20 protein-coding genes and 2 pseudogenes are annotated in these 22,564 nt (G+C 64.6%); 10 read left to right on the top strand and 12 right to left on the bottom strand.

The genetic code is table 11. The annotated features are described in order from the left end of the window. Positions 1-50: 50 nt before the first annotated feature. Complete coding sequence (locus ABN401_RS03865; protein ID WP_349683515.1) at positions 51-497, bottom strand: RcnB family protein; 447 nt, start codon at positions 495-497, stop codon at positions 51-53. 151 nt (positions 498-648) lie between these two features. Continuing rightward, positions 649-1,086, bottom strand: coding sequence for a YciI family protein (locus ABN401_RS03870; RefSeq protein ID WP_349683516.1), 438 nt, complete (start codon positions 1,084-1,086; stop codon positions 649-651). A gap of 145 nt (positions 1,087-1,231) precedes the next feature. Between ABN401_RS03870 and ABN401_RS03875 the strand changes: the two genes are divergently transcribed. The 6 genes and pseudogenes from ABN401_RS03875 (at position 1,232) to ABN401_RS03900 (ending at position 7,628) form a co-directional block, all read left to right on the top strand. Next, entirely contained in the window at positions 1,232-1,636 is a 405-nt protein-coding gene (locus tag ABN401_RS03875; RefSeq protein WP_349683517.1) for a BLUF domain-containing protein, read from the top strand. 288 nt (positions 1,637-1,924) lie between these two features. Then, positions 1,925-2,116 (top strand): annotated as a pseudogene (locus tag ABN401_RS03880) (Arm DNA-binding domain-containing protein); the annotation flags it as partial. A 51-nt stretch (positions 2,117-2,167) separates the two neighbouring features. Next, the gene (locus ABN401_RS03885; protein WP_349683569.1) at positions 2,168-3,055 is read left to right on the top strand and encodes a tyrosine-type recombinase/integrase; all 888 of its coding nucleotides are present in this window, start codon (positions 2,168-2,170) and stop codon (positions 3,053-3,055) included. Between the two features lie 227 nt (positions 3,056-3,282). Next, entirely contained in the window at positions 3,283-6,117 is a 2,835-nt protein-coding gene (locus ABN401_RS03890) for a recombinase family protein (RefSeq protein WP_349683518.1), read from the top strand. Further along, a complete protein-coding gene (locus tag ABN401_RS03895; protein WP_349683519.1) occupies positions 6,114-7,541 on the top strand; it encodes a recombinase family protein in 1,428 nt (475 codons plus the stop codon). The genes ABN401_RS03890 and ABN401_RS03895 overlap by 4 nt, the downstream gene beginning before the upstream one ends. 3 nt (positions 7,542-7,544) lie before the next feature. Continuing rightward, positions 7,545-7,628 (top strand): annotated as a pseudogene (locus ABN401_RS03900). A 437-nt stretch (positions 7,629-8,065) separates the two neighbouring features. On the opposite strand, the gene ABN401_RS03905 reads toward ABN401_RS03900, so the two are convergent. Further along, on the bottom strand, positions 8,066-8,500 hold the full coding sequence (locus tag ABN401_RS03905; protein ID WP_349683520.1) for a hypothetical protein: 435 nt from the start codon (positions 8,498-8,500) through the stop codon (positions 8,066-8,068). A 44-nt stretch (positions 8,501-8,544) separates the two neighbouring features. Then, the gene (locus tag ABN401_RS03910) at positions 8,545-9,165 is read right to left on the bottom strand and encodes a HupE/UreJ family protein (protein ID WP_349683521.1); all 621 of its coding nucleotides are present in this window, start codon (positions 9,163-9,165) and stop codon (positions 8,545-8,547) included. A gap of 178 nt (positions 9,166-9,343) precedes the next feature. Between ABN401_RS03910 and ABN401_RS03915 the strand changes: the two genes are divergently transcribed. Beyond that, entirely contained in the window at positions 9,344-10,117 is a 774-nt protein-coding gene (locus ABN401_RS03915; protein ID WP_349683522.1) for a DUF4198 domain-containing protein, read from the top strand. 83 nt (positions 10,118-10,200) lie between these two features. Here the strand turns inward: ABN401_RS03915 and ABN401_RS03920 are convergent, their stop codons facing one another. From ABN401_RS03920 to ABN401_RS03930, 3 genes are all read right to left on the bottom strand, one after another. Then, positions 10,201-10,464: a hypothetical protein gene (locus tag ABN401_RS03920; RefSeq protein WP_349683523.1), complete on the bottom strand. Its 264-nt coding sequence runs from the start codon at positions 10,462-10,464 to the stop codon at positions 10,201-10,203. Then, the gene (locus ABN401_RS03925; protein WP_349683524.1) at positions 10,464-12,053 is read right to left on the bottom strand and encodes a DUF4331 domain-containing protein; all 1,590 of its coding nucleotides are present in this window, start codon (positions 12,051-12,053) and stop codon (positions 10,464-10,466) included. Before ABN401_RS03925 ends, ABN401_RS03920 begins: the two co-directional genes overlap by 1 nt. A gap of 165 nt (positions 12,054-12,218) precedes the next feature. Then, complete coding sequence (locus ABN401_RS03930) at positions 12,219-13,193, bottom strand: hypothetical protein (RefSeq protein WP_349683525.1); 975 nt, start codon at positions 13,191-13,193, stop codon at positions 12,219-12,221. Positions 13,194-13,398: 205 nt separating this feature from the next. Here ABN401_RS03930 and ABN401_RS03935 point away from each other — a divergent pair. Next, a protein-coding gene (locus tag ABN401_RS03935) for an IS5 family transposase (protein ID WP_349683526.1) occupies positions 13,399-14,156 on the top strand; the annotation gives its coding sequence in 2 pieces (ribosomal slippage) (positions 13,399-13,720 and positions 13,720-14,156; 759 coding nt in all). A 131-nt stretch (positions 14,157-14,287) separates the two neighbouring features. Here ABN401_RS03935 and ABN401_RS03940 read toward each other — a convergent pair. From ABN401_RS03940 to ABN401_RS03960, 5 genes are read right to left on the bottom strand one after another with little or no spacing between them, the layout of a single operon-like run. Then, on the bottom strand, positions 14,288-14,953 hold the full coding sequence (locus ABN401_RS03940; RefSeq protein WP_349683527.1) for a TetR/AcrR family transcriptional regulator: 666 nt from the start codon (positions 14,951-14,953) through the stop codon (positions 14,288-14,290). A gap of 48 nt (positions 14,954-15,001) precedes the next feature. Continuing rightward, positions 15,002-15,760 (bottom strand): 3-oxoacyl-ACP reductase FabG, encoded by a 759-nt coding sequence (gene fabG / locus ABN401_RS03945; RefSeq protein WP_349683528.1) that lies wholly within the window; start codon positions 15,758-15,760, stop codon positions 15,002-15,004. Continuing rightward, complete coding sequence (locus ABN401_RS03950; protein ID WP_349683529.1) at positions 15,757-17,463, bottom strand: class I adenylate-forming enzyme family protein; 1,707 nt, start codon at positions 17,461-17,463, stop codon at positions 15,757-15,759. Before ABN401_RS03950 ends, fabG begins: the two co-directional genes overlap by 4 nt. 24 nt (positions 17,464-17,487) lie before the next feature. Next, a complete protein-coding gene (locus ABN401_RS03955) occupies positions 17,488-18,861 on the bottom strand; it encodes a spinster family MFS transporter (protein WP_349683530.1) in 1,374 nt (457 codons plus the stop codon). After that, positions 18,861-21,335, bottom strand: coding sequence for a TonB-dependent receptor (locus tag ABN401_RS03960; RefSeq protein ID WP_349683531.1), 2,475 nt, complete (start codon positions 21,333-21,335; stop codon positions 18,861-18,863). Before ABN401_RS03960 ends, ABN401_RS03955 begins: the two co-directional genes overlap by 1 nt. Before the next feature lie 219 nt (positions 21,336-21,554). Between ABN401_RS03960 and ABN401_RS03965 the strand changes: the two genes are divergently transcribed. Both ABN401_RS03965 and ABN401_RS03970 read left to right on the top strand, forming a co-directional pair. Next, a complete protein-coding gene (locus ABN401_RS03965; RefSeq protein ID WP_349683532.1) occupies positions 21,555-22,001 on the top strand; it encodes a MaoC family dehydratase in 447 nt (148 codons plus the stop codon). A gap of 28 nt (positions 22,002-22,029) precedes the next feature. Continuing rightward, entirely contained in the window at positions 22,030-22,563 is a 534-nt protein-coding gene (locus ABN401_RS03970; RefSeq protein ID WP_349683533.1) for a MaoC family dehydratase, read from the top strand. The last annotated feature ends 1 nt before the right edge of the window (position 22,564 follow it).

The raw sequence follows: 22,564 nt of genomic DNA on the forward strand, positions 1-22,564 counted from the left end.
GAAAAGCCCGCCCGGATCGCTCCGGACGGGCCCTGTCTGCCTGCTCTGACCTAGTTCAGCGAGATGATCACGCCGGTCGCCAGAGCCGCGAGAACGACGTCGCCGGTGTCGGTCCGATAATATCCATAGCCGCGCGGCGGGTGCGCATAGCCATAGCGGTGGTAGTCCCGGACATACCAGCGGCCGCGATAGTCGTAGGGGATGGTCGCGCCGCGATACCAGCGACCCCGGTGGCCATAGGCGTTGCCGTAGGGCGGGGAGTAATAGCGGCGGCCGTCGCGGTATTGATCGCGCTGGCCGCGGCGATAGTCGTTGTAGCGTTCGCGATGGGTGTAGCGGCCGCCGTCGTGGCGATTGCGGTCCGCGCGGCGTTCCCAACGCTCATAGCGACCGTCGCGGTCACGGTCGCCGCGCCAGTGCTGCGCCGAGGCGGCCATCGGCGCGGCCACGGTGGCGAGCGTCGCCAGGGCGCCAATGATCAGGGTTCTGGTCTTCATCACATGCTCCTGCTGCACAAGCCGCGCCCGCGGGCGGTCACGGCGAAACCCGACAGGGTGCAAGGTCGGATCGTCTGCATGAACCGACGCTGAATGGAGCATTCAGGTTGAGGGGCCGGGGGAACGACCCGCGCTCCCCGGACCCGATCGGTCAGCGCGCCATGCCACCAGCCATGGGGATGTCGAGGATTGGCCGGACCTCGATCCGGGCCGTCGAGGCGGCCGGAACCCGCGCGGCCCAGGCCTCGGCCTCGGCGCGGTCGGCCACCTCGATGACGAACCAGCCGCTGAGCGCCTCGCCGTAACCGTCGACAGGGGCCGAGATTGCGCGCGCGTCGCGCACTGACACCGTGGCCCCCAAGGAGGGCTCGGCCAGCGGGCCGCCGCCCCGCACGATCCCGGCGGCGTTCATCTGTTCCGAAAGGGCCGCGAAACCAGCCCAATAGGCCTGGGCACGGGCCGGATCGTTTCGGGCGGCGAAGTCAGAAGGAGTCTCATAGACGAACAGGGCAAACGGCTCGGCAGACGCCGGCGCGGCGATGACGAGGAGGGCGAGGGCGGCGGCGAGGGGGGCGAAGGCGCGGGTCATGGCGAGGTCCTGATTGAAAGGACGCGGGCTTGCGTCACACAGGAGACGCGCGACGGTGCGGCACTTCGACAGGTCTTGAGAAAACCCTGTTTCGACCGGGGATGCGCTAAGGGTGGTCAGCCGTCGGTGCGGCTCTGGACCCGTCATGTCTCTTTTCCGCGTCGTCTATGCATCCCAGCCCTTCGGCTATGACGACGCCATGCTGAACGGCATCCTGGCGGATGCGCGGCGCTGCAATGTCCGCGACGACATCACCGGGGCCCTGGTGTGCCGGGCCGATCTTTATCTGCAATGGCTTGAGGGGCCCGAGCCCGCGGTGCGGGGGGCCTTCGCACGAATCGCCCGCGACGATCGCCATCAGGACGTGCGACGTCTGCTGGCCGGCCCGGCGATGACACGCCTGTTCCCACAGTGGGCCATGCGCCACGATCCTGCGCGATCCTGGATGTGGAGCCCGGCCGAGGTGGCGGACGGCGTCCTCGAGCGCGTCGGAGAGGATGAGGTGCTGAAGGTCTTCGAGGCGATCGCCTCGGAGCCGGCACCGGACTGAGCGCTGTACCGCCGGCGACACGGTGGATGGCGGACAGGGTGTCCGATTCTCCGCCATTCACGCCGTTTCAGCTGTTTTTTTTAACTTCATAAAAACAGATATATGGGCTGATTATTGTTCACGCGGTTTCAGGCTTTTCCGGCCAGGTGTAAATCTTTTGGGGGGTGAGTAGACGGGTAATCGTGCTATCAAAAGTTCGATTCCAATTCGGAAAATAAACTCATGCCGCGTAAAGCCAGAGAGCTGGGACCGCTCGCTGTCTCAAGGCTGACACAGCCAGGTCTCCATATGGTGGGTGGCGTCGCAGGGCTGGCCCTGCAGGTCCTTCCGTCCGGTGGTCGGAGCTGGATTTTGCGCGCCACGATTGGCGACCGTCGGAGAGAGATGGGGCTTGGGGGCTACCCGGATGTCACCCTGGCCCGGGCGAGGGAGGCGGCTCGCGACGCCCGTGCAGCGATCAAGGGAGGGGTCGATCCGATCGAGGCCGGACGAACGGCCCGGAGCATGCTGAGATCCGGTCAGAAGACCAGGATGACGTTTCGCAATGCTGCGGATGCTTATGTCGCCGCCCATGGGAGTGCCTGGCGGAACAGCAAGCATCGTGATCAGTGGACATCAACGCTGTCGACCTATGCCTATCCGGTCCTCGGCAGCCTCGACGTCTCCAGGATTGAGTCCGCTCACGTTCTAAGGGTGCTCGAGCCGATTTGGATCGAGAAGACCGAGACGGCGACACGACTACGCGGGCGCGTGGAACGCGTCCTTGACTGGGCGACAGCCCGGGAGTTTCGCACAGGCCCAAACCCCGCCCGGTGGCGCGGGCACCTGGACAAATTGTTGGCGAATCCCGCCCAGTTGCGCCGGGTCGTGCATCACAAGGCTCTCGCCGTGGATGCCATGCCCGCCTTCATGGGCCGATTGAAGAATGCAGAAGGCCTAGGTGCGCGGGCGCTGGAGTTCGCGATCCTCACAGCCGCCCGGTCCGGCGAGGTCCGGGGTGCTCTCTGGGCGGAGATTGATATGGACGAGGCCGTCTGGACGGTTCCGGCGGAGCGAATGAAGGCCGGAAAGGAGCACCGCGTCCCTCTTTCCAAGGCGGCCCTGGCTGTCCTCCAAAGTCAGCGCCCTGGACATCGGGACACCGCAGTTTTCCGCGCGCCGTCGGGAGGACCGGTCTCTGACATGACACTCTCCGCTGTCCTGAGGCGGATGGGGGAAGACGCGGTGCCTCACGGCTTTCGCTCAACCTTCCGTGACTGGATCGCCGAGCGAACCACATATCCGAATGAACTCGCCGAGTTGGCTCTGGCCCATACCATCGGAAACAAGGTCGAGGCGGCCTATCGGCGCGGAGACATGATCGCGAAGCGAAGGCAGCTTATGGAGGACTGGGCCGCCTTTATTCGCTTCGGTACATGAAGATGGCATCGCGGCCGACGCACTTGGATCTTTCTTCGGGCTCCGATTGAACGACTACGGTCGTCCTCGTGATCCCGCTGTTGACCCGACGCCGTCTCCTGAAAGGCTGCTCCATGACCTGAACGTGATGGGGTCGGCTGAAGCTGCACAGCCTAGGGTTTAGACTTCACTCGTGTTGGTCGTCACCCACCATGTCAGCGTCAGGCGTCAGTGACCCGATCCGGGCGGTGCAATACCTGCGCATGTCAGATTCCCAGCAACACTACTCGCTGGCCAGACAGACTGAAATCAACGCCGCGTTCGCCACACGGCAGGGTTACGCGATCATCCGGACGTACACGGACGAAGCGGTGAGCGGCGTCTCGATCCGCAGTCGTCACGGCATGATGGCTCTGATCAACGATGTTCTCGCCTCTCCTGACTTCGAGGCGATCATCGTCGCCGATGTGACGCGCTGGGGGCGGTTCCAGGACTCCGATGAGGCCAGTCACTACGAGTTCATCTGCCGCGAGGCCGGGGTCGACGTCATCTACAGCTCCGAATTGTTCGCCAATGACGGCAGCCCAGCCGCTTCGGTGCTCAAGGGCGTTCGTCGTGCCATGGCGGCGGAGTTCAGCCGCTCGCTTTCGACCCGAACCAAGGCGGGGAATCGTCAGGCCCTCCTGTTCGGTGGATGCCTCGGCGGAAAGGCTCCGTACGGCTTCGCGAAAATCGCTGTCGATCCGGCGGCCGCTCGAGCGGAGTTGCAGGCGGGCGCTGTCGACCCAGCCCGTCTCCGACGGCCCCTTCGATACGAATGGTCGAATGCCGAGGAGGTCTCTGTGGTCAGACGGATCTTCCGGCAGTTCGTCCGGGAGGGTCGTTCGGCTCTTGAAATCGCGAGGGGCCTCGACCGAAACGGTGTGAAACATCGTGAAGCGACCTGGACAAGCGCGAGGGTCGGGGCTGTTCTGGACAATACCCTGACGGCCGGGATCCTGACCTTCGCCAAGAGCGTCAACCACCTCGGCGATCGCATCAAGCTGCCAGCGACGCAGTGGTCGAGAGTTCGTCATCTTCGGCCGATGGTCAGCCTCAAGGTCTTCCAAGACGCAGCGACGCGGCGTGCTGCCCGCGTGCGTCAGAACCACACCGACACCGAACTCATAAACGCTCTTCGGTGCCTTGGAGACGCGCATGGCGTGCTCAGCCATAGCCTCGTCGCGCGTCGCGGTCTCGTCGCCCCGAGCGTCTACACCCGCCGCTTTGGAAGCCTGAGGAGGGCTTTCGATCTCGCGGGAGAGACCAGATCGACGGGTCGTCGAACCTGGCGCAAGGAGGATCTGACCTGGGCGAAGGTTCGCCCGGCCTTGGAGCGACGCCTGGCCGAAGAGGGCCATCTCAGCATCCGGGTCATAGACGGTTGCGACGATCTGCCGAACTCAAACACCCTGAGACGGCGTTTCGGCCCTCTGGAGGCCCTCTACCCGGCCGTCGGGGAGATGCGAACCCGTACGGAGAGGCTTCAGCATGCGCAGGCGCGCAGGGCCCGGCGTGTCCCCGACGCCGTCGGGGTGGGGGCTCCGAGGGCCGCGAACAGATGGGTGTCGGTCAAGCCGGTGACGGCGCATCCCGCACAACAGGCCGGCCCGTTGCTCATCGTTGATTGCGGGCCGGCGCAAGCTCTGTCTCGACCAGCCCCGCCCCCGGTTCCAATCGCGTCTGTGCCCCGCGTCCTGAGACCCGCCGCCCAATACATCCGGATGTCCACGCGTCAGCAGAAGACTTCGATCGGGCTCCAGATGCAGGCCATCGCCGACTATTGCGCCTCACATGGCTATGAAATCGTACGGACGTATATCGATGCCGGGCGGAGCGGGCTGTCGACGCGGGGCCGAACCGGTTTGATGGCGCTCCTGGCCGACGTGGTCGATGATCCTGAGTATTCCTCCGTCATCGTCTTCGACGTCAGTCGATGGGGGCGCTATCAGGACCCCGATGAGGCTGCGCACTACGAGTTCTTGTGCCGCTCCTCCGGGGTCGCGGTCCGATACTGCAGCGAGCCGGCGACCTCGAAACCGACAGCCGATTCAGCGATCGTCACGTCGGTCCAAAGGCTTCTGGCCGCTGAGTTCAGTCGACAACGATCGGCGGATGTTCGCTCCGGCCAGAAGCTGCGCAGAGACAGTGGGCTCTGGCCAGGCGGGAACGTCCCCTTTGGCTTTAGTCGTGCGTCGTCGCCGCCGGGCGACGATGAGCCCCGCGTCCTCGCGCGCGAAGAGCGCAAACCCAAGGGAGCCACCTCGGTGCGTGTCGTGTGGGGTCCGCCTGAAGAGGTTGCCGCGGTGCGACGCGTTTTCGAACTCTTTGTGGATGAGGTTCAGAGCGCCGTTGCGGCGGCCGCGACCTTGAACGGCGAGGACCGCCCCACGCGTTGGGGCCAGTCCTGGACGGCTCGTCGGGTACGCAGCATTCTGCGCAATGAACTCGTCATCGGCGTTCTCGCCTTGGGCAGGCGTGAAATCCTTCTGGGGGAGACCTCACCGATACGTCCGCGTGACGCATGGTCCCGAAGAACGGTGCTCCCGCCCATGATCGATCCGGGGGTGTTCAGTGAAGCGCAAGCGCGTCTCGATGGAGATGGACCCCGGCGTGTCACAGACGCCCTCCTGCTGGCTGAGCTTCGGCGACTGCTCGCTCAGCACACACGACTGGACCGTTCGCTTGTGGAGTCGTTCGGTCGCTTTGCTGTGCGGCGCTACGTCGTGCGGTTTGGATCTCTGCAGGCCGCGATTCGTCAGGTCGGATTCGTGCGCATCGATCGAGATCGCCAGAACAGCGAGCCTCTGGACAATGAGACCGTCAAGATCCGGCTGCGTCGGATCCTCAAAGAGACCGGTCATCTGAGCGTCGCCTTGATCAATCGTCGGGGTGATATTCCATGCGCCGCGACGCTGAGAAAGCAGTTCGGCTCGATGGACGCCCTCTATGAGCAGATCGGGTATCCGACGGATCGGGCTGAGCAAATGCGACGTGCGTGGGCGTCGCGACGGGCGAGGGCCGCAGGTGGAGACGGGGCGTGACCGGCAAGACGAAGATGACGGATGGCCCCGCAGAACCAAACGGTCCGATCCCGGCGGCGCAGTATCTGCGGATGTCGACAAATGTGCAGACGGAATCGTTCGCGTCTCAGGATGCGCTCAACCAGGCCTTCGCCGAGCGGCATGGCTATGAGATCATCAAGACCTACAGCGATGCAGGCAAAAGCGGGCTGAGCATCAAAAGACGCGAGGGGCTAAGGGGTCTTCTTCGTGATGTCCTCGCAGACCCCCCGTTCGCGGCTATTCTCGTGACGGATGTGAGCCGTTGGGGCCGGTTTCAAGATCCCGATGAAGGCGCTCACTATGAGTTCCTCTGCCGCAAGGCGGGCGTGAGGGTCTTGTACTGCGCGGAGGCGTTCGAAAACGACGCGTCCCAAGGGGCGTCAATCCTCAAGACCGTCAAGCGCGTCATGGCTGCCGAGTACAGCCGTCAGCTTTCTGAGAGAATACGGGCGGGCATCCGGCGCGTTCAAGTGGCCGGTGGGGTTGCGGGATCAACGGCTCCGTACGGGTTCACAAAAATGCCTTTGCGCTCTGAATCCGGACTCACGACGGTCCATCATCCGGTGCGCGCCGGGAAGGGTCCGATCCGCAGGTTCGGTCTCTGTCCCGGCCCCGAGGAGGAGTTGAAGGTCCTGCGCCGAATATTCACCGCTTATGGCGAAGACGGTTTGTTCCCAGCAGAGATCGCGCGTGAGCTGAACGCGGAAGGACATGATCGGCGGGGGAAGCCCTGGATCGCCCGGAGCGTGGTCTCTGTGCTGGAAAACGAACTGACGATCGGCGTCCACTGCTACGGAAAATTCCACCAGAGGATGGGAAGACCCCGCATCAACGTTCCGCGAGCAGAGTGGAATCGTTTGCAAATCTTTGACCCGCTGATCGATACGGCGCTCTTCGATCGAGTGATGGCGCGACGCCGCGCCAGCCTTGAGACGAAGGTGGCGGACGAGGCGCTGATCGAAGACTTGGCGCGGCTGGCCGACCGTTTCGGGCGTCTGACGCTCGCTTTGGTCGCCGAGCACGCCGTCTCGTCTCCAACCGTTTATGTAGGCCGGTTCGGGTCCCTCACTGCCGCTCTCCGCCTCGCGGGCCAGAAGCGCCTCCGCCACAATCCTCAGAGGTGGAAGGCCCGCGACATCACTCTGGCGAAGATACGGCCCGTTCTGGCGCGTCTGCTGAAGCGGAACGGATATCTCAGTGTAAGCATGGTCGACCGCTGTCCTGATTTGCCCCGCGCAGTATCCATGCGCAAGCATATCGGTCCGATCAGCAGCATCTTTGCGAGTGTTGGCGATCACATGGCACCGGCGGAAAAGATCCGTCTCGGGCAAGCTCGCTGTCGGCCCAAGCTGGGGGCCACGGAGCGCGCAAAGCGTGCAAAGCTCCCACCCGAAGCGTCCTAGCCTGGGCGGTCAGTTCGCGCCCGCGCCCGCGACGACGGTTTTTACACACCGAAAGGGTCGGCGGTTCGAACCCGTCGCCGCCCACCAGTTTCCGTTATAAAAATCAGATACCTACCGCCAATCGGCGGTCAAGAGATGCTCCTTGTTCAAATCGTTTTCGTCGAAGGGGGGCATTAGGGGGGGGCATTTTTGCTAACTTCGTTGAAACGCCCTGCGACGCGATGAACAGCTTATTGGGGCTATTGCCGCTTCCAGAGTCAGGGGCGTTAGCTGCCAATGGCAGCGCTCGAGCGCGCGGAAAGCCGGTGGCTATGACCGAGTTTGGCTCATAGCGGCGGTTGGGAAAGACCGGGCTACGGCTGACCGACTAGTATGCCGCTTTGTCGGGATCTGGGTGGTCCCTGGTCTGCGCGATTGTCGTCAGGTGCCATTTGCTCTGGCCAAGCTTACCCAATGGAAGCCGTTGTTAGAATCGGTGGCTTAAAGGTCGGAACGGTTTGCGTTCCTCAGCCCGAGGCCCAGCGTCACTGCATATGGTCCGGCTCGTAGCCGGCGGTGGGCGTGAAGGGCAAAGAGCCTGCGAGGATCGCAACGGCAGCAAGCCAGCTCGCCATGATCTTGACGCCCAGTCGGACGGGTGTTCTCAGGATGTAAATCGCTGGGATGGCCGCTATCATGAGCGGCAGCGCGAACAGCAGGTCCAGCGGGCGGCCCGCCGCGGCCACGACGAGTCCGACCCACACGCCGGCGTTTGCCGCAATGGCGAGCACAGTTAGCCCATTGGGAGGGTTGGGCAGGTGGACCGACAGACTGATCGCGACCACGCTGATCCAGCAGCCTGCAAAGGCGACCTCCTCCCAGTTGGCCGGCAGGTCGACGGCGACAACCATCAGCGCGAGAAAGGATGTCAGGCCGATGGCTGGAGCAATCAGCCGGCGTGGGACGTAGGCCAGAAACATGCCTAGTGCCAGACAGAGCAGGGCTGGTGGCAGGACTCCGCCCCTCATCCCAGTAGCGCCTGCGAAACGAACCAGAGCCCGGACACCGCGATCACAACGCCCAGGCCCTGAACCAGCCGCATTCCTCCTCTGCGAAGGGCCAGGTAGCCGATGCCGATCCCGATCAGGTGTAAAAGGCCAGTCGATAGGACGAACCCGACACTGTAACCTACGGGATCGGCGGCCGAGGGCAGCTCCTGGCCGTGGGCGTACCCATGAAAGATCCCAAAGACGGCAACGATCACAATGGCCACCCAAATGGCAGGCTTGACCGCGAAGGCGATGACTGCGCCCAGGACCACGACGGACAAGCCGATCCCCAGTTCGACAGGCGGTATCGGCACGCCGAGGATCCCCATTACGCCCCCGATCGCCATCATGATCGGAAACACGACGGGAAGAACGGCGACCAGCGGCCGCCCCAGGATGGCTCCCCACAGACCGACTGCGACCATCGCCAGCATATGATCGGGACCATTCAGCGGGTGCAGGAACCCGGAAACAAAACCTCCAACCAAGCCCGTTCCGTCGTGAGCCCAAGCGAGCGTCGGCCACAGGCAGAGTCCGACGAGACCCTGCACAGCAAGTCTCGACAGATTTTTGGTCCGAAGGGGTGTCATGAGCATTCCCTTTCTGCGCCTGCGCGTTGCCTCCGCAGCGAGCGTTCGTGCGTATTTGACTTTAGCCGGGGCATACCCCGTCTCACAGCTACGCCGTACCGGCAGCGCCGGATGAGCGGTGACATTTGGGGGAGACAACGTCTTGCGAAAACTTGGGATCACGGTCCTAGCCGCGTGTATTGCAATGCCGGCCGCCGCTCACGATTTCTGGCTCCAGCCGGCGAGTTTTTGGGTCAGGTCCGGCGCACCTGTCGGCCTGTCGCTGCTCGTGGGGCATGGCGCGAACCGACAGCTCTGGGACGCCGATATCCGGCGTATGACCCGTTTCTACAGCGTCGGTCCGGCAGGCACCGCCGAGTTGAGCGGCTCCATCCGCCAGGGAGGCGCGGGCCAGGTCGCCCTGCTCGCGCGTGGCGTTCATGTGCTGGCCCTTGAGACCTCCCACGCCCAAAGCGATCTGCCCGCGATCCGGTTTGAGGACTATCTGAGGGTTGAGGGGCTGACGCCCGCGATCGAGGCCCGTCGTCTTTCGAGCCGGACAGACCAGCCGGGCCGGGAAATCTACAGTCGTCGGGCAAAGGCCCTGGTGCGGGTCGGTGGCGGACCGGCCGTCGATGAACCTCATGTCACCGCCCCTCTGGGTCTGACCCTGGAGATCGTGCCCGAGCGGAACCCCTACGCCGTTCCCACCGGAGAGGCCCTTCCATTTCGCATCTACTATCAGGGCCGTCCCCTTGAGGGGGCTCTGGTGAAGCTGACCAATCTGGGTGCCGATGAAGAGCCTGCGGCGACCTCACGGTCCAACGCTTCTGGCCGCGTCGCGTTTACTATGCCGCGAAGAGGGGCCTGGCAGCTCAACGTCGTCTGGACCCGGCCAATCACCGGGAACCCGACGGCGGACTTCGACACCACATTCTCCAGCCTGACGTTCGGCTTCGACGCACCGCCTGCGGCCTGAATGCCGGAAGCGAAAAGCGACGGACCCCTGCAGGTCCGTCGCTCCCTGGCGGCCGAGGAGGTGCCGGCCGCGCTCGTTCGAGATCAAGTGATATCGAACGGGTCGGTGGTCAAACTGAGGGGAATGATGTCGGCCTGCATCGGCTCGCGAGGGTCTGTGTTCGGACCCGCGCGGGCGCTGAGGGCGAAGCCGGTTCCGAACCGGTCAGCCCCCATAGCGGGCGGTGACGGCGGCGGGGGCGTCATCACGATGCCGCCTCCACCGCCGTCGGAACAGCCGGCCAGGACGGCTGCCCCGCCGGTCAGGACACCGGCGATGGCAAGGGTCTGTGCGGTGCGCCGACGCATCACTGACCTCCCCGCGGCGAGCCGCGAAGGGGGGTGTTCAGATAGGGGAAGCGGTTCTGCAGCTCACGGGCGCTGATGGGGGCGCCGTCGGTAAAGGGAACCGTTCCGACCGGTGCGTTGGACGGCTGGCACAGGCCCAGCGCGGTCTGGACGCCGTTGATCGGCACGGGATGGCACAGCCGGCCCATGGCCACGCGCAGGGTGATGTCGACCGTATCGTCGCCCGGACGACGACCGTTCGGATACCCCGCCAGATCGTCGCCGGCCACGCCGAAGGTGCTTTGGGTCGCCTGCGGGGTGGGGGCGATGTTGGTGTTCAGGCGCATGATCTCCGCGGCCCGGACGGTGGACTGCTGGTTCAGCGTGGGTATGCCGGTCAGGAAGGTCGCCACCAGGTCGTTGCGGGGGAAGTTGTTCGGCGCCAGGTCGGGGATGTTGGTCCCCAGCGTCTGATTGACCGGTCCCCGGAAGAGTGCGTTCAGGATGGCCGGGAAGGTCGGGTTGGTGACGAAGTCCGCCACGGCCGCATCCGCCGTCGGCTCGACGGCATTGAACAGATCCTTGAACGGCAGGCCGATCACCAGTTCGTTGACCAGAGGATGAGACAGGCGCGAGACCTGAACGAAGGCCCCGCCGTCCACGGTCGGGTCGGTGTAAGTCGGGGTGGGATCGCGCAGCGTCGCCTGAGGAAGGCTGGCGGTGGTCCAGCCGCCGATGACGCCATTGCCCGAGCCGACCAGGCAGGCAATCGGAACCTCGATGGCCAGCGACGTGATGTTCAGCCTGCCGACCAGATCGTCATTGGCGCGGCTCTGGCGGATGCCGCCAGGGAAGCCGCCGGTGTCGTTTGCGCCGGGAGCGCTGGCCCCCTCAATAGGCACATAGTTCACCAGGTCGAAGGACGGCCCCAGATTGACCGCGAAGGCCTCGGCGCGCTGGCCGGCGAAGACGCGGCTGAGGCCGTTGCATCCGGGAATATTGGCGTTGGAAACGAAGCTGTCGGCATAGGCGGCGTAGTTGGGGAAGGTCTTGCCCCCGATGTTGTCGACTGGTTTGGCGAAGGCCTGACCGCCGTTCTCGTGGGTCACAAGTTGCCGCGTTCCGGTGCGGCGATCGCCGCGGATGACGTTGAGGGTGAAGGATTCCAGCTCTCCCTGATTGGGATCGTTGGAACTGCCGATCGGTCCGATGGCCCGGAGCGGGATCGGCAGGGTCTTGCCGCCGACGTTCAGGGTGATCCCGGTGTTGTTGCGCAGGGTGTTGGTGAACTGGAACTGGAAGGTGATGTCTTCCTGGGCGTCGCCATTGTTGTCGATGTGGATCTCGTAAATCGCATCCGGATCCATGGTGAAATAGTTCGGCCCGTAACCCGGTCCTTGCAGCGGCTGGTAGTTGGCGATCAGGGTCACGAAGCCGGCCCGTCCCGGTTCGTAGCTCCGGAACATGTAGAAATCGGTCCCGTCGACCTTGGGCGTTTCGGTGATCGCGGGCGCTTCCCGGTGGCTGGAGCCAGACGCGGAAGGAGCCGCGGCGCAGACGAGCGCAGACAGCGCTACGGCGGCCATCTGAAGGCGATGTCGGTGTTGCATCTTGGAGTCCCCATGAGGCTTTTTGTTGAACCGTTTGGAGGCAACGGCCGCCTGACCAGCGCACCATCCGCAATGAGAAACGAACGCCGCTTTGGGAGAGATGCAACTAAGGCGAAAAATAGTTCCCGCAGAGGCCCTCCTGAGGCCGAATGCGACGTTTTGTCGTCATTTGCGGCGGGAGAACCATGGCGGCCAGATGAAGCGGTGCGGCTCGCGCAGATCGCTCCATCGCCACGTCCCGGAGCCCACAACAAGAATGGTTGCCGCGCTCTCGCCCTCAGGCACAATCACGAAACGGGGTCCCGTCAGCGGCTGACTGCGACACGCCTCGGGTGCCGCCTCGATCGCTTCGAGAATGGCGACCCGCACGGCCGCGAACGCGGGTTCGGCGCGCGCATCGTCGGGCTTAATCCAGGCCCCATCCCAGACCTGAACGGCATTGGCCACGGAACGGGCCTCGCGCGGCAGGGTGGCCAGAGTGTCTTGCATGCCGGTATCTGCTCCGATGGCGTTTGCCAGCGAAGCGCCGATGTCACAGCCGCCTCCCGGCGTCACCGCAGGAGCCGGACCGGCTTCGACGATCACTGCCGTCGTCGAGAGTTCGGCCCCGGTCGTCCCCAGTATCGACTCCACGATGGCCAGCACGGCGTCGGAGGGCTTTGCTGCCACCGCAGGATCAGCGGCTTCGACGTTCGGCGTCACCGCCGTTTCAGCAATCGAAGTCTCGGCCGGCCTGTCGGCCGTCTTGATCGTCTCATCTTTGGCTGCGGGCTTTGTCGTCTTGGCCTCGGCACTTTCGACGGGATCCTTCTGGTCCGTTGAGGGTCGCAACTTCGGTTGCGGTTCCATGTAGGCACCGCCGCCTTCACTTGGCTCAAGCGATAGATCGACGATAAACGTCGAGGTCTTCGGCGAACTGACTGTCTGGGCGTTCAACCAGGCAAGCGCCAAAAGATGAAGGGATGCGATTATCAGGGCGGCAGCAACTCGCCGTGGCCGCGGCCCGAGCTTTTGCGCGGCCCGGTCGGCGATAATCATCGCCCTTACTCTCCAGATTTTGGATCGACCGCGCGCGGCGCGAACGCCGCTGCTGGCTCTGATAAAAATGCGGTTCGCAAAATCTTTGACCACAGATGGCATGCTGGCACTTGGATGACTTCATACACGCGGCACCATTTGCCGTAGCACCTACCGGACTTAGTCGGTTCAAACGTTACCCGCCAAGGTCCCGCCCTCGATCGTGAGACAGTCTTCGCGCCAGTGGACGCGCTGTGCGTCGGCCTAGGGTCAGGCCCCATTGATGTGAGGCCCACGATCTGATTCAGGCTCCTGAGGAGTCTGGATCATGAGTGACCTGTTTTGGCTGACGGACGAGCAGATGGCTCGCCTGGAACCCTATTTCCCGAAGAGCCACGGCAGGCCCAGGGTAGATGATCGCCGCGTCCTGAGCGGGATCGTCTTTGTCAATCGGAACGGGCTTCGCTGGCGCGACGCGCCGGCGGCCTACGGTCCTCACAAGACGCTCTACAATCGCTGGAAGCGGTGGAGCGAGGCGGGCGTCTTCTTCCGGATGATGGAGGGCCTGGCAGGTGGCAACGCCGAACGGCGCACCGTGATGATCGACGCGACGTATCTAAAGGCACACCGCACGGCTTCGAGCCTGCGGGCAAAAAAGGGGGTCCCGGGCGGCTGATCGGACGCACCAAAGGCGGCATGAACACCAAGCTGCACGCCGTAACCGACGCCAACGGACGGCCGATCAGCCTGTTCATGACGGCAGGCCAGGTCAGCGACTACATCGGTGCCGCCGCCCTGATCGACAGCCTGCCCAAGGCACAGTGGCTGCTGGGCGACCGGGGCTATGATGCGGACTGGTTCCGGGAGGCGCTACAGGCCAAGGGCATCACACCCTGCATCCCTGGTCGGAAATCCCGGACCCAGCCGATCAAATACGACAAGCGTCGCTACAAGAACCGGAACCGCATCGAGATCATGTTCGGCAGGCTCAAGGACTGGCGGCGCGTCGCCACCCGATATGACCGCTGCCCGACCGTCTTCCTCTCCGCCGTCGCTCTCGCCGCCACCGTGCTCTTCTGGCTATGAGTCCTGACCCTAGGGCCGACGGCCGATTCTGGCTCAATGCGGCGGTTGGGAACGTCCGCTTGTCGCACGGTCAGCTAGCCGAAAGGCGTTCTCCGCCATGTAGGACGACGGAACGCAACGCGGTTAGTTGGTTACCGACCCGTCTGCATGCCGGCCACGATCATCTCGGCATAGGTTTCGCCGATCTCCCGTGCCGACTGCGGGGAGATCTCCGGACGGAACCAGCGATGGGTCCAACCGAGAACGCCGAGCATGCCGTAGGCGACGACCCGCGACGGGCCGACATTTCGCAGGCTGCCGTCCGCATACCCCGCCTCGACGATCTCGATGAAAGCGTTCTCAATGATGCGATTAACCTGACGCATATCCGAGGACCACTTGGTCCGGGAGCCGGACACCCGGCTCAGGTTCTCGCGGATGTAGATGAACAGCAGAGGATAGTGCTCGCCGTAGGACTCCATGATGGCGACGATCAGCGCCCTCAGCTTCTCAGGCGGTGACATTTCGCTCGCCGCGATCTCGGTGGCGATCTCGGAGTTGCGTTCAGCGACGGCGCGCAGGACCTCGTCGAACAGCTCTTCCTTGGATGAGATGTAGTAATAGACCGAGGCCCGATCGATGCCCAACTCCGCCGCGACGGCGCTGATGCTGGCTCCCTGAAGGCCGAGGCGATCGAAGACCCGGACCGCCGCTTCCGCGATTTCGCGACGGCGCCGTTTGTAGGCGTCGGAGCTCTCGTGTTTGGCGGCCTTTCGGCGTTTCCCGATAGCGCTGGTCTGGTCGGTGGAAGCAGTCATTGCCGGTCCTGATTACCGATGGAATCGGCAAACACCAACGCATCGCGCTCAGCCTTTCGGGCCACCGGCGACATAAAGAACCTGGCCGGTAACGAAGCTCGACCGCTCGTCCGCGAAGAAGGACACGGCGTTGGCGATGTCGTCTGGATGGCCGGGACGACCAACGGGGATGTCGCGCACGACGTCGGCGACCATATCCTCGAAAGACAGACCGAGGCGTTCGGCGACGCCGGCCGTCATTGGTGTGACGACGAAGCCTGGGGCGACGACATTGGCGGTAATGCCTGATTTGCCCAGTTCAAGGGCCAGAGACTTGGTCAGGCCGATCACGCCGGCCTTGGCGGCGGCGTAGTTGGCCTGGCCGTGAGCGCCGAGCGCGGCGATGCTGGCGAGGTTGACGATCCGTCCGTAGCCTCCTGCGCGCATGCCGCCCAGTACGCCCCGACACATGAGGAAGACTCCGCGCAGGTTCACGTCCTGGACGATCTGCCAGTCCTCAAGACTCATCTTGGCGACGGTCCGCTCCCGCAGGACACCGGCATTGTTCACGAGAACCGCCGGAGGGCCGAGCGCGGCCTCGACGGACGCGATCGCATGCTCGACCGACCCTTCATCCGCGACGTCCACGGCCACACCGAGGGCGCGTCGGCCGAGGGCCTCGACCTTGGCAACGGTCTCGGCGCAGGCCGCGTCGTCGAGGTCGAGAATGGCGACGTCGAATCCGTCGCGGGCGAGGCGTTCGGCGATCGCGGCCCCGATGCCGCGTGCGGCTCCGGTCACAAGGGCGATCCGTGTGCCCTCGCTCATGACAGGCCCAGTCGCTCCGCGGCCATGCGCGACAGCAGGAACTTGCGCGGACGGCCAGACGGGGTCAGCGGAACCTCATCCGCCACGATCGGCAGGATGTGGCGAGGCACCTTGAAGCGGGCCAGCCGCGCCGAGCACCAGTCGACAAGGGCGTGCGGTTCCAGAGTGTGTCCAGGGCGAGTGACTATAAAGGCCACGCCGACCTCACCCATGCGATCATCGGGTACGGGTGCGACAAAGGCCTGAACGACGGCGGGGTGAACCATCAGGACATCCTCGATTTCCGATGGGGTGACCTGCTCGCCGCCGCAGCGATAGCTTTCCTTCACCCGCCCCACGAGCGTCAGATAGCCGTCTGCATCGATGCGGCCGAGATCGCCCGTGTGCAACCACCCCTCGGCATCGAACGCCTCGGCCGTGGCGTCGGGCTTGTCGAAATAGCCCTGCGTCACCCCCGTGCCCCGAGCCATCAGTTCTCCGACCTCGCCGGGGTTCAGAACGTTGCCCGTCGCCGGGTCCACGACCCTGTAGTCGACAAGGCGGTTCGCGATCGCCGCATCCCCTGCCGGCCCGACATCACGAAGGCGGCCGTTGGTGGTCTTGAGCCGTTCGGCGGGGTCATCGGGGCGCGTCACGGTGGTGGACGCCGTGCATTCGCTCATCCCGTAGCCGGTCGTGATCTCGATCCCCGGTAACGTCTGGAGGATCCGGTCCCAGAGCCCGGGAGGCGTTCGGCCGCCGGAGGACAGCATGGCCTTCAGCGAACTTGTGTCCACGGAAGTGGCCTCCAGTGCGTCAAGCACAGCGAGGGTCATGGTTGGGATGAGAAGGAGGTCGCTCACCCCATGCCGTTCGATGGTTCGCAGCGTCTCGCGAGGATCGAATTTCAGGTGCGGGACCACGGCCCCCCCGACGAACAGGGCGGCCAGCAGTCCCTCCACATAGCCGTAGACGTGGTTCATCGGCAGGCTGAAGTGGATGCGCCGGCCGTCTTCGAAGGCTCGGGCATAGGCGCTGCCGAAGGCGGCGCGCAGCAGCATGTCGTGGGTGAGCAGGACGCCCTTGGGCGATCCCGTCGTCCCTGAGGTGTAGATGATGTCGGCGGGGGCCCGGGGATCGGCCTTCGCCTCGACTGGTGCTGTCGCGGCGAGCGTCTCGAAAGGGGGTGCCCCCGCGCGGCCTTCTCCCTCGGCCTTGAAAACGACGATGGAGCGCAGGTCCGGCAAGGCTTCGCCGCCCCCGGCAGTCTCCCAGCCAGGAGCGATGTCATCCAGCATGCCGAGGTAATCGAGATCCCGAAAGCGATCCATGGTGACCAGAAGGGCCGCCCGGGACTGGCGCAGGACATAGGCCAGTTCGTCCCTGCGGTTCAGGATGTTGACCGGCACCGCGACGCAGCCGACGGCTGCGACGGCGAACTTCAGAGCCGCGAATGCGGGGTAGTTGGCCATGACGAGCGCGACGTGTTCGCCCGGTCTGAGGCCCGCCGCCTGCAGCCCCCCGGCGACCGCAGCGGACCAGTCGGCCATCTGTCGATAGGTCCAGGTCTGGTCGTCCGTGATCAGATAGGGGCGATCCGGATGAAGCTCTGCCGCCGCGAGGAGCATCTCGTACAGGGTTCGGGGAACCCAGGGCGAGAAGCGGTCCGCAAGCACAGACTGGCGGTCGTCGACGGGCAGGAGAGGCGTGCGGGCGGACTTCATGGTCAGGACGCCAGGGAGATGGGCTCAGGGATTCAGCAGTTCGTGGTGGCGACGATACTCGGTTCGACCCCAGCCGAAAGCCAGGGCGGCGAGCGCGGTAGAAACCGACAGGGTCAATCCCAGCGACATCCCCAAGGCCGCTTCCGAGCGAAACACGAAGTCGTTCAACAGACCCGGCAACAGGGGGCCCATCGTCAGTCCGCCGAGGTTCGCGATGAACAGGATCAGCGCGAGCGCCTGACCCCGGACCTGATTGGGCAGCACCATCTGGGACGCGGCGTAACAACTGCCTGCGGGCATGGCGAGAAGCACCACGCCGACCGCGAAGACCGCGACCGTGGCCATCGCGCTGGACCCCTGGGCCCAGAGCAGGGCGACGAAAGCCGCAGTGCCGAGTACCGAGCTGACCGTAGCGATCCGAAGCGCCGCATCACGGCGACCCGCGATGAGGCCCCGGTCGCTCAAGCGCCCGCCCATCAGCATGCCGAAGCTGCCGCCGATCAGAACCACGAGGCCCATGACGAGGCCGGTCTGCTGAGGCGTCCAGTCGAAAGAGCGCTGCAGGACCCCGGGCGACCAGAGCATGAAGGCGTAAAGCGCGACGGCCTGAAACATCAGTCCGAGGGCGATGGCGGCGACCGGAACCCGGCGCTTCGCGATCTCAGCGACCGTCTCGGCGATGGTCAGCCGGGCGACGGCCCCATCTTGTGCCACCAGGGCTTTGCGGCGCCTCGGCTCGCGAAGCGTCAGAACCCACAGGGCGACCAGAAGCCCAGGAATGCCGGTGACCAGGAAGGTCGCCCGCCACGAGGCGATCTCGCCGAAGAAGGGCAATGTCAGGGTCGCGGTCTGGGTGATGAGCTGAACGACCAGTCCCCCGACCAGAAGGGCCAGACCGGAGCCGAGATAGATGCCCACGCCATAAAGGCTCATGGCGGCACCCAGCTTTTCGTTCGGAAAGCTGTCGGAGATCATCGACACCGCAGCGGGCGCGAGAGTGGCTTCCCCGACGCCGACGCCCATGCGCGCCAGAAACAGGCCCGGATAGCCGGTAGCCACCGCGCAGGCCGCCGTCATCAGGCTCCAGAAGAAGACGCCGGCCGCGATGATGTTGCGCCGGTTGAAGCGGTCCACCAGCCGACCCGCCGGCAGGCTGACCAGAGTGTAGAACAGGGAGAAAGCAAGCCCGCCCAGCAGGCCGACCTGGGTGTCGGACACCGCGAACTCGGCCTTGATAGGGCCGACCAGAAGGCTCAGGATTTGGCGGTCGATGAACGACAGCGTGTAGCAAACGGTCAGGACAGCGACCGTGTACCAGGCATAACCGCCCGGGCTCTGTCCCTCCAAAGAAGGGGCCGCCGGACCTTTCGATCCGGCGACCTGGGAGGTTTCAGGCATCAGAACCGCGCCGCGAACTGCAGAGCGATCTCGCGGCCGCGAGCGACCACGCCGCGTTGCTCGCCGACGGAGCCAGGCACGCTGGCTCCCCCGGTCCGGTCCGCCGCGTAGAGGATGTAGGTCTCGTCCGACAGGTTCCGTCCCAGGAGCTGGACGGTGTACCGATCGTCTGGCGAGGTCAGCGTCAGGCCCGCATTGTAGCGCCAGAACGAGTCCTGGAGCGTGGAGGGGGCCATGGTCTCCGAAGCGAAGTAGGAGCCGCTGTAGAAGGCATCTCCTGTGAGCGCGAGGTTGAAGCCTGCCAGCTGCGTCTCATAGGTGAAGCCCGCGCTGCCCGCCCATTCCGGGGCCCTTGCCGGTGCCCGGCCCTCGAAGTCCTGCTGCAGCGTCAGAGCGGTCGCGTTGACGAAGGAGCAGTTCGCGGGAGCGACCGCCGTCGCCCGGACCGTGCCGGTCGGGAAGGCGTAGGAGTAGCACTGCCCGACAAAGTCCCGGAACTGGGCGTCGACGTATGCGATCGCGCCCCGTACCTCCAGACCGTCCGTCAGTTGCCACCGCGCGTCGGCCTCGAAGCCGCGTTGCTGGACTTCGCCGGCGTTGTTGATCGTGTAGGCGATACGAGCAGGGTCGTAGGTGTTCACCTGCAGATCTTCGAACGTGTAGGCGAAGGCGGCGAAGTTGGCGCGGATCCGACCCTGGTCGAAGATGCCCTTGGCCCCGAACTCGAAGCCCGACGCGGACTCGGCGTCAAAGTCGATGTCCCCGATCCGGGTCGTCGTCTGCTGTGGGCTGGTCAATCCGAAACCGCCCGACTTGTATCCGGTCTTGTAGGCCAGGAAGAAGGTCCGGTTGGACGATGGCCGCCAGGTGATCGTCGCCTCGGGCGACACGTTGTCGTCCTCGAACTGACCCACGATGTCGCCCGGCACCGTGGAGCCCGGATAGACGGTCGACTGAGTCGCGAAGGTTCCGATGCCGTACAGGTTGCGCTTGGCGAAATCCTTGGTCTCACGTGTCCAGCGCAGACCGCCCGCGATCTCGATTGTGTCGCTGATGTCATAGAGAACCTGGCCGAAGATGGACTGTGTCTCACCGTCCTGCTGGGCGAGATCCTCGTAGGTCACGAAGCGTCCGGAAGCCGCGCTATAGCTGCTGTCGCGCAGCTTGGTGTCGTTGGTGGTGTAGAGGTCGGTCCACTGGAAGAAGGCCCCGAGCATGAAGTTCAGCGGTCCGGAGTAGTCGCTGGTCAGGCGGAACTCCTGGCTGATCTCCTGATTGGTCTGGCGATTGTAGAAGGCCAGCTGGGAATAGGTCGTCTGGTCGAGACCGGACAGGAACTCGTACTGGGTGGAGTTGTAGCCCGTCGTCGACGCGAGGTTCAGCGTTTCGCTGAGCGCCCAGTCGAACTCCAGCACGCCGGTGAAGACGTCCAGTTCGCCGTAGGCCCTGCCGTTTCCACGATAGCCCCGCATCGTGCGGGCGATCGCGTCAGGGAGATCGCCGCTGGTCGTGCGGTTGTCCGCGACACAGTCAGCGAAGGGGTCTGCGATCCCATAGACCCTGGGGTTGGAGCCGCCGGAACAGGCTCCTATGTTCTGCGTCGCGACGCCGGGTCCGGCGTCTTCGTTGTGACCAGCGAACAGCTTCAGCCGGGCGGTGATGGTCGGAGCGATCTCCGCTTCGATCGTGAGGCGTCCGAGGATCTCCTCGTCTCCGGGACGAGAATCCGCCGCGCCGGGCAGCGTGGCGGCACCGGCCGGCGCGCCCGTCGCCGCGACGTAGAAAGGGTTGGCGATGGGCTGGGCCGTGTTGGTCAGCCAGCCGTCCAGGTTGCGATAACGCAGTGCCAGACGGGCCGACAGCCCCTCGGCGATCGGGCCTGAGAGATAGCCCTCGATCGTGGTCTCGTCGCCTTCGAACTCATAGCCGGCGCGAATGCCGGCCTCAAAGACATCCGTCGGATTGGCCGAGGTGATCGAGATCACACCCGCGGGGCTGTTCTTTCCGAAGAAGAGGGCCTGGGGTCCTTTCAGGACCTCCACCTGCTCCAGATCGAAGAAGCCCATCTGAGTGATGCGGCCGTCGCTGGTCTGGACGCCATCGATGGCGACGGAGACCGCCTGCTCGAATCCGGTCTGGTTCGCCGGAGAACTGATGCCGCGAATGGCGACGGATCCGCCCCCGTTCGACTTGTATGCCCCGACGACCACGGTCGGCGTCAGTTCCCCGATCCGGGACAGATCGTCCGCGCGGTTGCGTTCGAGGGTCTCGGCGCTGATGACATTCACGACGACCGGAACGCTGATCAACGTCTCCGACCGCCGTCGAGCGGTCACGATGACGTCGTCGATGGCCGAGGCGTCTTGCGGCGTCTGCGCCGCGGGCGAGTCTTGCGCCGCGACGGGCTGGGCGGTGGCACAGACGAGCGCGCTGGCGGCGCCCGCCATCAAAAGCGACTTGGTGGTGATAGCCATGGCTTCCCCCTGATGTTTCCGACCTTGCCGCCCTGCGCCCGTCTTCTGCGAGTCCTTGCGACATCGTCAGGAAGACCCTCATCTCACGAGCTGTCAATACTAGTGTTGACAGAAATCAACGATCGCGTTGATGATGCAGCATGGAGACCCGAACCCTGGCCCTTGCGAAGGGTCTCGTGTCCCATCGCGGCCATTGCTGTTCTTCTGGAGGATCATGACGTGGACGGATCTGGAGCCTCGCTCCCGCAGGATATCGCGATCACGATCGACACCCCGGTCGGCTATCGCCTGCAAAGCCTGAGGAAGAAGGCCGCGATCCAGCTGATGGGATCTCGCCTCTGGGGGCGGTTCAATCCCAACCACTGGGATCCGGTCTACGCTGCGGCCACGGGGCTCAAGGCACCGATCCAGACCGGCGAGATGTCATCGGCCTACATCGCCGAGATGTGCGTGAACCACTTCGGTGCGGCTTTCTTCAAGGGCGCGCGGGTGGTCTGCAAATATGTGGCCTCGACCTATGCGGACGAGATCATCTCGACCCACGGTCTTGTTCGCGAGAAAACGCCCAAAGGGGCCGGCTTCCGCTTCATCGTCGATGTCTGGGCCGAGAACGAAGCCGGAGAAAAGAAGACCGCCGGCTGGGTCGAAGTCGATGTCGGCGTCTGACGCTCAAGGGGCAGGAGAAACCACCGCCATGACACCGCTACCCGCTACCGATGCGCTGAAACCCATGAGCCCGATCCAGGCGCGCCAGACCCGCGAATTCATAGACGGTCTGGCCTCGGAGGCCCGGCCCTACTGGGACATGGTCGAGATCGGCGACGAGCTGTCGCGCGATCTGCACCTCTCCGCCGAGCTGGTGATCCTCTACGCGGATGGCGTCGAGGACTTCAATCCGTGGTACGAAGGCTGGCGGATGAACTCCTGGCACGTTGAGGGCCAGTCCCCCTTCGGCCAAGCCATCGTGCCGCCGCTGCTCGTCTCGCACTTCGTCCTGTCGGTGCAGTTCGACGCGACCCGGCCCTTCTCGATCGGGTCCATCCACACCTTCCACGACTCGGAAATCCTGGAGCCGATCCTGGTGGGAACCACGGTCCGGATCACGACCCGGGCGGTCGAGAAGTTCGAGAAGCGCGGCCGGCGGTATGTGCGGCATGCCGTCGAGGTCACGGACGTGGAGGACAACCGGGTCTACTTCCGCGAGACCCGCGACATCCTCTCGCTTTGAT

The organism is Brevundimonas aurifodinae, assembly GCF_040195595.1.
GTDB lineage: Bacteria > Pseudomonadota > Alphaproteobacteria > Caulobacterales > Caulobacteraceae > Brevundimonas > Brevundimonas aurifodinae.

Bases quoted from the DNA above. Each gene is read 5' to 3' on its own strand.
- ABN401_RS03920 (WP_349683523.1), bottom strand. From the start codon at position 10,464: ATGCGTCGGCGCACCGCACAGACCCTTGCCATCGCCGGTGTCCTGACC.
- ABN401_RS03950 (WP_349683529.1), bottom strand. From the start codon at position 17,463: ATGAAGTCCGCCCGCACGCCTCTCCTGCCCGTCGACGACCGCCAGTCT.
- ABN401_RS03870 (WP_349683516.1), bottom strand. From the start codon at position 1,086: ATGACCCGCGCCTTCGCCCCCCTCGCCGCCGCCCTCGCCCTCCTCGTC.
- ABN401_RS03915 (WP_349683522.1), top strand. From the start codon at position 9,344: ATGCCGGCCGCCGCTCACGATTTCTGGCTCCAGCCGGCGAGTTTTTGG.
- ABN401_RS03960 (WP_349683531.1), bottom strand. From the start codon at position 21,335: ATGGCTATCACCACCAAGTCGCTTTTGATGGCGGGCGCCGCCAGCGCG.
- ABN401_RS03925 (WP_349683524.1), bottom strand. From the start codon at position 12,053: ATGCAACACCGACATCGCCTTCAGATGGCCGCCGTAGCGCTGTCTGCG.
- ABN401_RS03875 (WP_349683517.1), top strand. From the start codon at position 1,232: ATGTCTCTTTTCCGCGTCGTCTATGCATCCCAGCCCTTCGGCTATGAC.
- ABN401_RS03940 (WP_349683527.1), bottom strand. From the start codon at position 14,953: ATGACTGCTTCCACCGACCAGACCAGCGCTATCGGGAAACGCCGAAAG.
- ABN401_RS03865 (WP_349683515.1), bottom strand. From the start codon at position 497: ATGAAGACCAGAACCCTGATCATTGGCGCCCTGGCGACGCTCGCCACC.
- fabG (WP_349683528.1), bottom strand. From the start codon at position 15,760: ATGAGCGAGGGCACACGGATCGCCCTTGTGACCGGAGCCGCACGCGGC.
- ABN401_RS03905 (WP_349683520.1), bottom strand. From the start codon at position 8,500: ATGTTTCTGGCCTACGTCCCACGCCGGCTGATTGCTCCAGCCATCGGC.
- ABN401_RS03930 (WP_349683525.1), bottom strand. From the start codon at position 13,193: ATGCCATCTGTGGTCAAAGATTTTGCGAACCGCATTTTTATCAGAGCC.
- ABN401_RS03955 (WP_349683530.1), bottom strand. From the start codon at position 18,861: ATGCCTGAAACCTCCCAGGTCGCCGGATCGAAAGGTCCGGCGGCCCCT.
- ABN401_RS03885 (WP_349683569.1), top strand. From the start codon at position 2,168: ATGACGTTTCGCAATGCTGCGGATGCTTATGTCGCCGCCCATGGGAGT.
- ABN401_RS03970 (WP_349683533.1), top strand. From the start codon at position 22,030: ATGACACCGCTACCCGCTACCGATGCGCTGAAACCCATGAGCCCGATC.
- ABN401_RS03910 (WP_349683521.1), bottom strand. From the start codon at position 9,165: ATGCTCATGACACCCCTTCGGACCAAAAATCTGTCGAGACTTGCTGTG.